Origin of the sequence: Paenibacillus darwinianus (assembly GCF_000598065.1) — a bacterium.
Classification (GTDB): domain Bacteria; phylum Bacillota; class Bacilli; order Paenibacillales; family Paenibacillaceae; genus Paenibacillus_I; species Paenibacillus_I darwinianus.
The window spans coordinates 33,598-46,544 of the sequence record NZ_KK082215.1; the positions used below are offsets into that span (position 1 = coordinate 33,598).

General features: G+C 57.1%; 13 protein-coding genes. 1 reads left to right on the forward strand and 12 read right to left on the reverse strand.

The window, feature by feature from the left end:
• The first annotated feature begins 208 nt into the window (after nucleotides 1–208).
• Nucleotides 209–403 carry a hypothetical protein gene (locus BG52_RS14210; RefSeq protein WP_036586294.1) on the forward strand — a complete coding sequence of 65 codons (195 nt, stop codon included), beginning with the start codon at nucleotides 209–211 and terminating at the stop codon, nucleotides 401–403.
• 87 nt (nucleotides 404–490) lie between these two features.
• Here the strand turns inward: BG52_RS14210 and BG52_RS14215 are convergent, their stop codons facing one another.
• The 12 genes from BG52_RS14215 to BG52_RS14260 all read right to left on the reverse strand — a co-directional run bounded on the left by BG52_RS14215 (nucleotide 491) and on the right by BG52_RS14260 (nucleotide 12,907).
• Nucleotides 491–1,147 (reverse strand): SGNH/GDSL hydrolase family protein, encoded by a 657-nt coding sequence (locus BG52_RS14215; protein ID WP_036586296.1) that lies wholly within the window; start codon nucleotides 1,145–1,147, stop codon nucleotides 491–493.
• Nucleotides 1,148–1,197: 50 nt separating this feature from the next.
• Nucleotides 1,198–1,962 carry a phosphoribosylformimino-5-aminoimidazole carboxamide ribotide isomerase gene (hisA, locus tag BG52_RS14220; protein WP_036586298.1) on the reverse strand — a complete coding sequence of 255 codons (765 nt, stop codon included), beginning with the start codon at nucleotides 1,960–1,962 and terminating at the stop codon, nucleotides 1,198–1,200.
• Entirely contained in the window at nucleotides 1,959–2,237 is a 279-nt protein-coding gene (locus tag BG52_RS16600; RefSeq protein WP_144340838.1) for a hypothetical protein, read from the reverse strand. The genes hisA and BG52_RS16600 overlap by 4 nt, the downstream gene beginning before the upstream one ends.
• A 34-nt stretch (nucleotides 2,238–2,271) precedes the next feature.
• Nucleotides 2,272–2,742 (reverse strand): LysE/ArgO family amino acid transporter, encoded by a 471-nt coding sequence (locus BG52_RS14225; RefSeq protein WP_051587986.1) that lies wholly within the window; start codon nucleotides 2,740–2,742, stop codon nucleotides 2,272–2,274.
• 287 nt (nucleotides 2,743–3,029) lie between these two features.
• Nucleotides 3,030–5,105 carry an assimilatory nitrate reductase catalytic subunit NasC gene (gene nasC / locus BG52_RS14230; RefSeq protein WP_036586359.1) on the reverse strand — a complete coding sequence of 692 codons (2,076 nt, stop codon included), beginning with the start codon at nucleotides 5,103–5,105 and terminating at the stop codon, nucleotides 3,030–3,032.
• A gap of 74 nt (nucleotides 5,106–5,179) precedes the next feature.
• Nucleotides 5,180–7,540 carry a nitrite reductase large subunit NirB gene (gene nirB, locus BG52_RS14235; protein ID WP_036586300.1) on the reverse strand — a complete coding sequence of 787 codons (2,361 nt, stop codon included), beginning with the start codon at nucleotides 7,538–7,540 and terminating at the stop codon, nucleotides 5,180–5,182.
• Nucleotides 7,541–7,644: 104 nt separating this feature from the next.
• A complete protein-coding gene (locus BG52_RS16650; protein ID WP_263280400.1) occupies nucleotides 7,645–7,773 on the reverse strand; it encodes a hypothetical protein in 129 nt (42 codons plus the stop codon).
• Between the two features lie 297 nt (nucleotides 7,774–8,070).
• Nucleotides 8,071–9,426, reverse strand: coding sequence for a multi antimicrobial extrusion protein MatE (locus tag BG52_RS14240; protein WP_051588004.1), 1,356 nt, complete (start codon nucleotides 9,424–9,426; stop codon nucleotides 8,071–8,073).
• A 141-nt stretch (nucleotides 9,427–9,567) separates the two neighbouring features.
• Nucleotides 9,568–9,783: a hypothetical protein gene (locus tag BG52_RS14245; protein WP_036586302.1), complete on the reverse strand. Its 216-nt coding sequence runs from the start codon at nucleotides 9,781–9,783 to the stop codon at nucleotides 9,568–9,570.
• Nucleotides 9,784–9,904: 121 nt separating this feature from the next.
• The gene (locus BG52_RS14250) at nucleotides 9,905–10,642 is read right to left on the reverse strand and encodes a LutC/YkgG family protein (protein WP_036586303.1); all 738 of its coding nucleotides are present in this window, start codon (nucleotides 10,640–10,642) and stop codon (nucleotides 9,905–9,907) included.
• On the reverse strand, nucleotides 10,635–12,173 hold the full coding sequence (locus BG52_RS14255) for a LutB/LldF family L-lactate oxidation iron-sulfur protein (protein ID WP_051587989.1): 1,539 nt from the start codon (nucleotides 12,171–12,173) through the stop codon (nucleotides 10,635–10,637). The genes BG52_RS14250 and BG52_RS14255 overlap by 8 nt, the downstream gene beginning before the upstream one ends.
• On the reverse strand, nucleotides 12,170–12,907 hold the full coding sequence (locus BG52_RS14260) for a (Fe-S)-binding protein (RefSeq protein ID WP_036586305.1): 738 nt from the start codon (nucleotides 12,905–12,907) through the stop codon (nucleotides 12,170–12,172). Before BG52_RS14260 ends, BG52_RS14255 begins: the two co-directional genes overlap by 4 nt.
• Nucleotides 12,908–12,947 lie beyond the last annotated feature (40 nt).

Sequence of the window (12,947 nt, forward strand, 5' to 3'; positions counted from 1 at the left end):
ACAAGCCGATGCCGATCGTAACCGGCATCGGCTTGTTTTTGCACAAACGCCATTTGATGAGAAAATTTTAACAAAATGACAATATTATAAGAATCGTATTCCGTTGGCGGCTCCTCGTGCTAGAATCGAAAGGTCGTCCTTTATTACATACGATGCCGTTTATTGTCGGAATCGCTCATTATCCCTATCGAACAGGAGAATAACAGCAATGAGGATTGTTACTAAAGACCAATATGAAGCGCGCGTGGAGGCCGTCCTGGAGGTCGTTGCGGAAGTAACGGGCAATGCGCCGACATCGCCTTCGTTCAAAGACAAATTATACGCCATGAGCTTTCAGGAATTGGGCGCTTTCGTGCTGAACGTCGTTGAAACCCGGTCCGTCAACGGAATCGATCGTTACTGAGAGCATGACGGACCCTGCTCCGCTCAAAACATAAGGCGACCGGACAGATTCCCTTTTCGCCGCCGCTAATGATCCGACCGCTTAGGGTTACGGCCTGCTCCAATCGAAGCCGACGGCCTTGAGGAAAGCGCGCGCAAGCACCATATGACCAGTCTGCGTCGGATGCACGCGATCCCACGCCAGGGTTGCCGAGTACAGCTCCTTCAACACCTGATTGAATGCCTTCTGCGTATCGACAAAGAGCAGCCCATGCTCCCCAGCTATCCGTCTTACAACCGTGCCATACTCATCCATCGCGCGACGCATGGCATCGTCGGGATTGCTCTCGATATAAAAGGGCGTCATCAGCACGAGCCCCTTTACCGTCGGCTTCGTCGCGAAGATGAGCTCGCGCATCGTCGCTTCATATTCATCGATGTAAACATGCCCGTCAGGGATGAACGGCGTATCGAATTGCCGCCATACATCGTTAATTCCAATCATGACCGACAGCCAGTCCGGCTTCTGATCGACGACATCGGATTGCCAGCGCGCCTTCAGATCGCGCACCGTGTTGCCGCTGATGCCCATATTGACGACGCGGATTCCGAGTTCCGGATATACCGATTGCAGCAGCGCGTCGACGAGTGCGACATAACCTTTGCCGTTTGCACCGAAAAGCCCTTCCCCGATCGGTCTAGCCCGTTCGCAGTCGGTGATCGAATCGCCGATGAACAGCAGCTTTTGTCCCTTTTCGATCTTCATCCTTATTTCCCCCTCGCCATGAATAGAGAAATGCCATGCCTGTAGGGCGTTTAAGACTCGTCCTTTTCGCAGAAAGCAACGACGCCACGATAAGGAAGAACCCCACCGAAAATATCCAGCGCGCTGCCGACCGTAATGTCGAGCCTGCCGTCCGTCAGCCGCCGGAACACCTCGAGATCCTCAAGCGAGCGCGCGCCGCCGGCATACGTTGTGGGAATCGTCGTCCAATCCGCGAGCCGTTCGGCCAGCTCCTCCAGTACGCCGGTTCGCTTGCCCTCCACATCCACGGCATGAACGAGAAATTCGTCGCAATATGCTTCCAGGTTATGAATATTTTCCGCATGCAGTTCGAAATCGCTGAATGTGGTCCATTGATTCGTGACGACGTACCACTTGCCGTCGCGTTTTTTGCAGCTCAGATCGATGACGAGCCTTTCCCTGCCTACCGCTTCCACGATGCGGTTCAGGTTCTCAGTCTGCAATCGACCATCCTGAAAAACGTACGACGTGACGATGACGTGCGAGGCCCCCATCTCAAGAAATTTCTCCGCGTTGTCGGCGCGAATCCCGCCGCCGATCTGCAGCCCGCCGGGATAGGCGCGGAGCGCCTGCTCGGCCGCCGCTTCATTGCCCGCGCCAAGCATGATCACATGCCCTCCGGTCAACCCGTCCTGCTGGAACAGATTCGCGAAATAAGCCGGGTCGTGCTCCGACACGAAATTTTCCACGACCCCTTGTCCGGAAGCGTTGAGCGTTTCTCCGACGATTTGCTTCACCTTGCCTTGATGAATATCGATACACGGTCTGAATCTCATAGCAATCCCAGTCCTTCCGAGGCGCGTTTCTCAGCCATAATTGTGCTGTCGCTAATCACAGTAAACCAAATTGCTGCGCTTGTCCAACGGGCCGCGCTCCATGTCGTACCGGTCAGCCGTTCAGATGCTTCCAGACCACCCGGTATAATTCCGTCATGACCTGCTCTATTTCGATTTTCCTTACGATTATTTAACGGCTTGGCAAGACCGCGATGCCCTTGCAGCGGGATCGTCAGACGAGCAAGCTTTTCAACAAATAGACCGCCGCCAGCCATATGACGATTGCGGAAATCCGGTTCATCATACTCATCAATTTGCCCGACTTTCTCTCAGTCCCAGCAACCTGCCTGCCAGCGCCAATCCGAAAAACCAGATCCAGGATACCGTCACACTGGACGCGGTGAAGGCGATCTTGTCCCATCCGGTGTATTGTATGGAGCTCGTGCCGATCACGCCGACCGTATCCAGAATAGCATGCGGGTTCAGGACGGAAATCATGACGGTGAACGCGACGGTTTTGCCGATCGTATGGTTCGCCAGAACGTCGTTCGACGGCTGCGTAGACGCCCGCCAGGACTGAATGCCCATATAGAAGAGAAAAATGCCGCCCCCGACAATCAAGATGAGCTTTAACCATTCCAGGGTCGTAACCAGCGCCGAAACGCCCAATACTGCGGCCAGAATCAGAAAAGTGTCGCAGATCGATGCGGTAAGCGAAACGGGCACGACGTGTATGTATTTTTTTCTGATGGCGCCTTGTGACAAAATGTAGAAGCCCATACAGGAGCACCGTGTGACATCCTAACGACGAACCAATGTTTCGGCAAGCCGCCGGATCAATCCGTTCTCCATAAGTCGATCACCCGTGTTGTTATAACACATTGTACCATAACCCTTGTTTGACGGACCATTACCAGTTGCCGGTGCCTTCATTTCGGCCACCTCCCTGCTGTTTTCCATGCTGTACGCAATGTCCATCTCATCTGAAGGAGTTGAAACGTGAACGCTGATACGCAAAATGCGGCCGTCCCATCGGGACGCCGCATTTTTGTTTGCGCAAGCCAACGTTAATCCGACTCGATAAGCGGCCTGACCTGCACGGCGCATACCTTGAAGCCGGGCATTTTGCACGTCGGATCGAGCGCTTCGTTGGTTACTTTGTTTACATTCTGGATGCCGCCCCAATGCATCGGCACGAACACCGTATCCTCCCGGATGTCGGCGGTCAGCTTGCTTCGCACGACGATGCTTCCCCGTCTCGATTCCAGCCGGATCAAGACGGCATCCTCGATCCGGTGCTTTTTTGCGGTCGCGGGGTGGATCTCCAGATACGATTCGAACTGTCGCGCGGCTAACGAATGGCTGCGTCTCGTTTGGACACCGGTCAAGTAGTGGGTCAAGACGCGGCCGGTCGTCAACTGCAGCGGATAAGCCTCGCTCACCTGTTCATCGGGAAAATGGTGCGGTACCGCGATCAGCTCCGCCTTGCCGTCCGGATGGGCGAAAGATCGCTCGAATAAACGTTTCTCTCCGGGGCGGACCGGGTCCGGGCAGGGCCAGTAAACGCCCTCCTCCCGACGCAGCCGCTCGTAGGTGATCCCGTAATAATCTGCGATGCCGCCGCGGCTTGCGATCCGCAGCTCCTCGAAAATCTGTTCCGCGCTCTTGTACGGGAAGTATGCCGCTTTTCCCAGCCGTGCCGCCACCTCCCCAAGGATCTGCCAGTCATGCTTCGCTTCTCCGGGGGCAGGCCGGTTCGCCTCGCGCAGCAGAACCCGGCCCTCCAGATTGGTCAAAGTCCCCTCATTCTCCAAATAGGAGGTCGTCGGCAGGATCAAATCCGCCATCCGCGCCGTTTCGGACAGGAACATATCGGACACGACCAGGAACTCAAGCTTGCGCAGCCCCTCTTCCACAAAATCGGCATTCGGATTGGACACGACCGGATTGGAGCCCATGACGAACAGCGCTCGGATTTCCTCGGCGTGGATCTTCTCCATCATCTCATACGCCGATACCCCTTTGCCCGGCAGGTCGCCCGCGTCGATTCCCCATACCCCGGCTATATAGGCGCGGTCAGCCTCGTTGTCGATCGAACGGTAACCCGGCAATTGATCGGCCTTCTGCCCATGTTCCCTGCCCCCTTGTCCATTCCCTTGACCGGTGATGGCGCCGTAGCCGCTGCCCTCCCGGCCCATTTTCCCTGTAACGAGAGCCAGATTGAGAAAATTGCGCACGGCCAAATAACCGTCCGTCTGCTGCTCCACCCCGCGCGCGGTGAACACCATACCGGTGGATGCCTTGCCGAAAGCCTCGGCTGCCTGCCGGATCAAGCCAGCCGGCACACCCGTAATCTCGGCGATCTGCTCCAGATCCATAGCCGCCAGATGCTCCTTCAGCTCATTGAATCCTTTCGTGCGCGCTTCGATAAAGGCATGATCCGTATAGCCCTGCTCCACGATCACCTTCAGCATGCCGCTTGCCAAAGCGGCATCCATACCGGGCTTAACGTTCAAATGCAGGTTCGCCAGCTCGGTCGTTCCCGTTCGCCTCGGATCAATCGCGATGATGAACGCGCCGTCCTCCTTGGCTTGCGTGAAGTAAGGCATAAGCGTCGGTTGGCACTCGGCAATGTTCGTGCCGGCCAGAATGATGCAGCGGGCATGCGCAATGTCTGACAGCGGATTGGTCAAGCCCCTGTCCATGCCGAATGCCTTGTTCCCGGCCGATGCGGCCGCCGACATGCAGAACCGTCCATTATAATCGATGTAACGGCTGCGCAGCGCCACCCTGGCGAATTTGCCGAGCAAATAAGCGGATTCATTCGTCAGCGATCCTCCGCCGTATACGCCGATGGCATCGTCCCCATACGTTCGCTGGATCGCCGTGAGCTTCGAGGCAACCAGCCGGTGCGCTTCCTCCCAGCTGATGCGAACGAATTCACCGTCCACCTTGGCCATCGGATGCAGGATTCTGTCGCTGGCGAGAGCATGCTGGTGGGCGTGCATGCCTTTTGTGCAGAGTCGGCCTTCGGATGCCGCATTGGGCTTAGGGACCGCCGTATAGGTGGCCCAGCCGTCTCCCGTCTGCTCCACGACGAGCTTCTTGCACTGCACGCTGCAGAACGGGCATTGGGTATCCATAACCCGCTCCTGCTCAAGCGCCTGTGCGGCGCATGTTTCGTTTATGGCGTTGTCCTCCTGTAATCGCATCGCGCTCACCTGGTTCCCGCAGCTTCTGGCTGCTGATCTGCTGGCTGTCTTAACCTTGCGGCCGCCGTTTCCAAACGCCCCACCAATAAGGAGGCTGTCCACGTATCGAATAACGTTTCCCTAATCGTCAGAAGTCCAAGCCGTTCGATCCACTGCGGGATGCGCTCCGCGAAGCGCGCCGTTTCCCTGTATTGCTGGACGAATGCCATCACATAAGCGAGCAGCTCCTCATCGGTCGCCGCCGTGCACACCAGCCGCCCCGCTTGCGGCTGCCGCTCTCCGCCGCCGGCGTACAACTCCCAGCCGCCCGGCGCACCGGCAATTCCGATATCCTTCGTGAGCGAGCCGGCGCGATGGTGCGGGCTGGCCGAGACGCCGACCGTGATCTCCCGCGGCATTTGCAGCCCGGCCAGCTTGGCTTCCAGGGCGATACCCACAGAAATGGAATCCTGCATGGCATCCTTGTCATAGCGCAACCCGGCGCAGGTAACGACCGTACGAACCGTGGCGCCGTCCAGGGCCGCATCCGCCGTCATCCCGAACTCGTTCCGTACTGTTGAAATCACCGCGGCGGGAATGCCGAACAGCTTGAGTTCCGCACCGTTCATCAGCTTCACCAGCGGAATTTCGTATTTTTCGACGACATCCGCGATCCGCCTGAGCTGTTCGGCGTGCGTCACGCCGCCAGGCATGCGAGGCACAAGCGAATAGGTGCCGCCTGACGAACGGTCCGGTCGAGGAACAGCCGGCGCCCGTCCGTCGGCAGGACCACCGTGAACGTTCACATAGTAGTGAAGAGCAGGCGCACAGACCGCGCAGCCTTCCTCGGAATCCCAGCCCAAGGCGGCTCTCGCTTCGGAAGCATGTCGGAAGCGTCCCGCGCGGATGGCTTGAATCGCCTCTTCATGATCGAACATCGTACAGGCGCATATCGTTTCTTTCGCTGCCGGTTTGCCGGCACCCTGCCGCTGTGCATACTCCAGCAGGAATCCGACCATTGGTTTGCACCCGCCGCAGGAACCGGATGCTTTGGTGCAGGCTTTAATATCCTCCACCGTCCGCAGGCCTTTCTCATGAATCGACCGTATGATCGTTCCCTTCGTTACCCCGTTGCAGCTGCATATCATTTCATGATCCGCCAGCGCCGCCGCTTTGTCCGCGCCCGTCGCTGCGCTCTCGCCGAGCAGGATTTCCCTTTCCCTGCCGGCTACATTTTCGCCGCTGCGAATCATCGAGAACAGCCGCGTGCCGTCGGTCGTATCGCCGAACAGAACGGCGCCGGTGATCCGCCCTTCCCGGATGACGACTTTCTTGTAGACGCCGCCAAACTCGTCCTGCACGCGGACCGCGCGCGTATCGTCCCCATCCAGAAATTGGCCCGCCGAGAACACTTCAACGCCGGAAACCTTCAACTTCGTAGACACGACCGAGCCCTGGTATCCTTCCGTTTCCAGACCGGCCAGCCGTTTGGCCAACACGGCGCCCTGCTCGTACAGCGGGGCGACGAGCCCGTAAACGATACCGCGGTGCTCAGCGCATTCGCCCACCGCGTATACACCGGGCTTGCAGGTTTCCATATAATCGTTAACGAGAATGCCCCGGTTAACTTCAATACCGCTTCTGTCGGCAAGCGCGATATTAGGCATGATGCCGACCGCCATCACAACAAGATCGGCCGCTGCCTGCGTCCCGTCCGTGAATCGGATGCCGGAGACCCTTTTTTTACCCATAATTCTCTCCGTGTTCTTCTCGAACAGAAACCTCATGCCTTGTTGTCGAAGCTCTCTTTGCAACATGACAGCCGCGGGAATATCCAGTTGCCTGTCCATCAGGTGCTTATGAATATGAACGACGGTCACTTCCATATTCAGGTTCAACAGGCCCCTCGCCGCCTCAAGCCCGAGCAAGCCCCCGCCGATGACGACCGCTTTCCTGTGTGTGCGGGCAGCCTCCATCATGGTCAGACAATCCTTCATGTCCCGAAAGGCGATAACCCCGTCCTTATCGGCACCCGGAAGCGGCAGCATGAAGGGACGCGAGCCGGTGGCGATGATCAGCTCATCGTACCCGGCCCGCAGTCCGCTGTCGGTTTCGACGACCTTATGCTGCGTATCGATAGCCGTCACCGTATGTCCCGCATGCAGCGTGATGCCATGCTCGGTGTACCACTCCCAGGAATGAAGCGCGATGTCTTCCATCTGCACATTGCCGGCAAGAACGGATGACAACAAGATCCGGTTGTAATTCGGATGGGGCTCGCTGCCGAAAATCGTAATGTCATATCGATCCGGCGCCAGGCGCAGCAGCTGATCGATGCAGTTGACGCCCGCCATGCCGTTACCGATCAGAACCAGCTTTTTTCTCATTTGTTCCACTCCTCAACCGTGTTCCTATCGGTATTTGCATGAAAAAGGGGAGCCGCTCCAGGCCCCCCTGATCCTTCAAGCTCAAATGATCTCGATGCGAATCGTTACCGGAGAGACGGCTTCCAATAGCCTGCGTTTCCTTCAAATGAGTCGTTGATATAAGTCACGCAATCATGGGCGGCAGACACCTTGGATACCGTCAGAAATGCAGCGATGGTAAAAAACCATTTCATTTCATTCACTCCTTTAGCGATTCCGTTTGGGAAAGGGTAGATAACTTCACACGTTTTATACGATAACTACCTCTACATGTTAAATACTATAACACAAGAAGAGGCAAGTCAATGAAAGGATCCAAATATACTGATTCGTATTGTTTATTGCTCTCTTTAAAAAAATGATAAAGTGAACTAAAGTGACATGAACTAACATCGTCAGGCTTTACGCTGATGCGAATGGTGTGCAAGGCTCAAGTCTGTTTCCATCTCCTCTGTCTATAGATACCGGTCGTCGGACATCCCTTGTTCTCCTTACAGATTGATCCCTGTCGCGATCGGCGGCGACCCCTTTTCAAATCTACGCAGCAGCAGAACGAGGACCAGCAGTTCCCCGATCAGGCCGAAAGACTGCGCCAGCGCACCGATATGTCCGTTCCAGGACGGAGCCATCGTAACCGCAACGACAAGCGCAAGCACCGTCATGCCGACGTTCCCCAACTGGGAGAAGGCCATATACCTCGTTCGCTTGTGAAGCATCACAAGACCGTTCCCGTAGTCGACCCACGGAAAAAGCAAAGCAAACAGCACAAAAACGCGCAGCACGCGCAGACTCTCATTCAGCAGCGGGCCTTCGCCGCCGGTTATGCCGCCGACAAGCGCCGGTCCGATCGGCGAATAGGCAATTCCGGCAATGGCCGCCGCAGGCAGCAGATTGAACATCAGCGCGAATTTGCGCACTGCGCGAGAATCCTCCCTGTAAAAATTGAGCACAATCTGATGCACGTAGGTGTAAAAGCTCACAACGATGTTCGTGATGCTCAATGCGACGGCATAGGAGGCGATTGCCAGCTCGATTTCCGTCGTCTTGCCCAGCATCGCATTGATCGCAGGCCCGATAATGACCGAAATGAATGACGTAACGACGAGCGGCCGATAGAACGGAAGCACATCGGCAGCCTTCCGGATGTTTGATTGCGGCTGCTTTTCGGGCATCCCCCTCAAAATTCTTCTCCCCTCGAGGAAACTGACGACCGCTTCGACAAGCATCCCGGCCAGAAAAATAATCGCGCCCGACCGCCCGTCTATGCCGTATGGCCCGTGTACGAACCAAAGCGAAATAAAATACATGACGCAGAGCCGCACAAGCATGCCGATCGTCAGCCATTTCGTATGCATATTGCGGATGATGATGCCGTGATACAAGCAGCGCACTGCGGAAAAAATCGTGACGAAAATCAGGATACGGTAGCTGTCAAGCACTCGTCCCAGCATCGTTTCATCGGCATTGAACACCGTCGTAAACAGCAGCCGGCCTGCCGGCGTGTAGGAAATAACCAGCCCGAGCGTCATGGTAAAGAAGAGAATAACCGCAGTCACCTTGCCGACCGCCCGAAACGCGGTGCGGTCCGCAGCCAGTGCGGAGCACGTTTGCCGCAGGAATACCGCAGGCCGCTCCGTAATCGTAAATATGCTCATGGCTATTGCATAAGCGGCGATCACCGCCTCCGGCTCGCCGGTTCGGGCGAGTGTGCCGTTTATGATGACGTGAGATAATGATACCAGGCTGGCGGACAAGCCGAGCGGCACAAAAAACGCCAGTATCCGCTTGAGCGGCACCCGTTCCCGTTGCCTGGCGTCCGCCGTACGTTCGTCCTGTTCCGAAGGCATTCCCACCGCGATCCGACCCTTCGTTAGTTGGTTTGTTCGTACGGGCGTTATCCCTTTCGTTATCCCTCATTCAGTAGTCATTTTTTGTGCCCCAGCCCGTTCCGCCCATCAATTAATCATATTAAGTATTTATCAGATAAATTATCGTTTCGCCATCTCAAAAAACTCGCATTCTCTGCGTTGGTGGTAAGCGACTTCGCTAACTCCTTTCTGTATAACAACCAAAGTATCGTCGAAACGCACGACGACACCTCCCGTGCCGACAATATGATCGTCCTGAAAGACGCGGATCGCGCTCTGTCGATCAATCGCCTCCTGGAAATCTGCATCCGTAATCAACTTTCGGTTGCGTGCCATAATAATTCCTCCAATCGATAACATTGGTCATAGTTTACACCGCGTCGTCCGACGAAAGCAAAAAGAAAAACCCGTCAAAGCGGGTTTTCCGAAGTCCAATAACTTGCCGGATCGGCCAGGATCAGCCAACCAGTAAAGCATAGACGATACCCGGCCCGTGCACCCCGATCGTAAGATCGTTCTCGATATCAGCCGACCGGCTCGGTCCGGATATGAAATGGATGCCTGCGGGCAGCGCTTCCCGGCCGGCTTCGTCGAACGGTACCAATATTTCACCAAGCCGCGTATGCAGCCGCTCAATCGGCACGACCGCGATCAGTACGGTCGGCAGCAGGCTGACGGAACGGCCTGTATCCTTCGAGGACAGCACGGCGAGCGAGCCCGTATAAGCGGCCGCATGGTCAACCAGCATGACCCCGATATCCGCCTCTGCGGCACGCGCCATCCAATGTTCCTCCCGATCGGTGTTCCAGACGGCAAAGCGGACCTCCGGCATCGCCTCTTCAAGGCCGATCGCCGCCAACTCCGGCTGATTCTGCCTGACCGCATACCGCGCCTTCAGCTCAACCGCTTTCGCGGCAATGAACCGCTTGACCGCCTCCATGTCAGCCAGCCGTTCGACATGTCCGCCGACCGATTTGAAATTGTCGGTAAATCGTTCGATCCGCTCCTCCAGCGGCCATTCGAAGCCGTTCCAGAAATCCGGTGCGCCGCGGAAAGGATGAGCGGGTGCGGACGTCACGCGCGGGCGGCCCAGCTTAGTCGCGATGCCGTCCATAAACGCCTGTTGTTTCGCGCGCGACTCCGACTCCAGCTGCGCCAGCCAATCCCGATGCGATCCCATTCCAGTCTCAGCCATGTAGACTGCCTCCTTCTTTCTGCTTTCGCTCGCGAATGACCGCTTCCAGCCGCTGTTTCACATCGGGAGCCGTCTCCCTTAGCCCAACGCGGATTTCTTCCTCCAGCGTCGCCCATGTGTCGCGGAACGACTGCTTCGGCAGGCTTGGCGCAACACGGTACGTGTTCCAGCCCTTCAGCGGTCCCAGCTTCGTGCGGATGACGCCGCCGCGTACAACAAGCTTTTGCCCGAGCTTGCCCAGCTTCAACACGCCTCCGAAACGGCCCGCACTGCCCATCACGGTTGCAAAACCCTTCATGCCGAGCGATTCCAGCTTGCTGCCATGGCCGGCCTCCACCTTGCGCCGCCGCAAATAGACAAGCATGTCGTGCAGCGGAATTTTAACCGGGCAGGCCTCGTAGCAAGCGCCGCACAGGCTGGAGGCGTTCGCGATGTCGTCCCATTCCGCTACGTTTTTTTGCAGGGCCGGCGTCAATACGGCGCCGATCGGGCCGCTGTACGTGCCGCCATAAGCGTGACCGCCGATATGCCGGTACACTGGGCAGGCGTTCAGGCAGGCGCCGCAGCGTATGCAATTGAGGAGCTCCTGGAATTCCGGATCGCCGAGCTGATTGGAGCGCCCGTTGTCCACGATAATGATGTGCATTTCCTCCGGGCCGTCGGCGTCAGCCGCGCGCCGCGGTCCCGTAATGCCTGACATATACACCGTCAGCTTCTGCCCCGTCGCCGATCGCGGCAGCAGCGTCGCCATCACCTCCAGATCAGACCAGGACGGAATGATCCGCTCCATACCCATCAGCGTAATTTGCGTTTTCGGCACCGTCGTCACCATACGGGCGTTGCCTTCATTTTCAAACAGCACCATCGACCCAGTTTCGGCGATCGCGAAGTTGCAGCCGGTCATGCCGATGTCCGCTTCGAGAAACTTTTCCCGCAGCTTTTTGCGGACGAAGCCCGCGAGCACCGTCGTGTCCGGAGCGAGCGTCTCGCCGGCCTCGGCCGACAGCAGCGCCGCGATCTGGTACCGGTTTTTATGAATGGCCGGGATGATGATATGAGACGGCGTTTCCCCGGCAAGCTGGATGATATACTCGCCCAGGTCGGTTTCCACCGCTTCTACGCCGATCGATTCCAGCGCATGATTCAAGTGAAGCTCCTCTGTGACCATCGATTTGGATTTAACGACCGATTTCGCATCATTACGTTCCGCAATAGCCAAGGAAAGCTTGACCGCCTCCGCAGCCGTATGGGCAAAATGCACATGCACGCCGTTCGCCCTCGCATTATCCGCGAACAGGTTCAAATAATAGTCGAGATGGGCGATCGTATGCAGCCGGATTTGCCGTCCCCGCTCGCGCCAATCGTCCCAATTGCCGTGCTCCTCGGACGCTTTGAGTTTACCGCCGCGCAGCCGCTCGGTCGTAAACTTGACCGCTTTCCGCAAAAATTCATCGTTCAGCGCGAGCTCCGCCCGTTCCTTCACCGTTGTGCCCGCCGCCGTCGAACCGACCGGTTGAGTCGTTCCGCTCATCGCTTCATCACCCCCGTCACGCCTTCGTACAGCAGCTCGGCCAAATGCATGACCCGCACAGGTTCGTTCCGGTGCCGTAAATTGCCCGCAATGTTCATCAGACACGCCATATCGAGCCCGACAAGCACCTCGGCTGCCGTTTCCTTCACATGATCGGTCTTTTCCATGACCATCGCCCCGGAAATGTCGGCCATTTTCACCGCAAACGTCCCGCCGAAGCCGCAGCAATCCTCCGCAAACGGCAAAGGAACGAGTTCCAAGCCTTTTACCCCGTTCAGCAGTGCCATCGGCTCCTCCTTGACGCCGAGCAGGCGGCTGCCGTGACACGACGGATGATAGGTCACCCTATGCGGAAAAAAGGCCCCGAGGTCCGTGACGCCAAGCACCTGAACGAAAAACTGCGTGAACTCATACGTTTTGCGCTGCAGCTCCTCCGCTTTGGCGAGCAAACCGGGATCGTGCCGGAACAGCTGCGAATAATGATGAATCATATACGCGCAGGAGCCCGAAGGAGCGATGACAAAATCGCTGTCGTCGAATGCCTCCAGTATGGTCGCCGCGGCAGCGCGCGCCTCGTCCCAATAGCCGCTGTTGAACGCCGGCTGGCCGCAGCATGTTTGCACCTTCGGAAAATCGAGCCGCACGCCGTGCCTTGCGAGCAGCCGCACCATGGCTTCGCCGACGCGGGGATATACGGCGTCGTTCAGACAAGTGATAAATAAGGAAACTTTCATGATCCGTCCTCCGGGTTATCAGGTTATACGGTCGTGACTT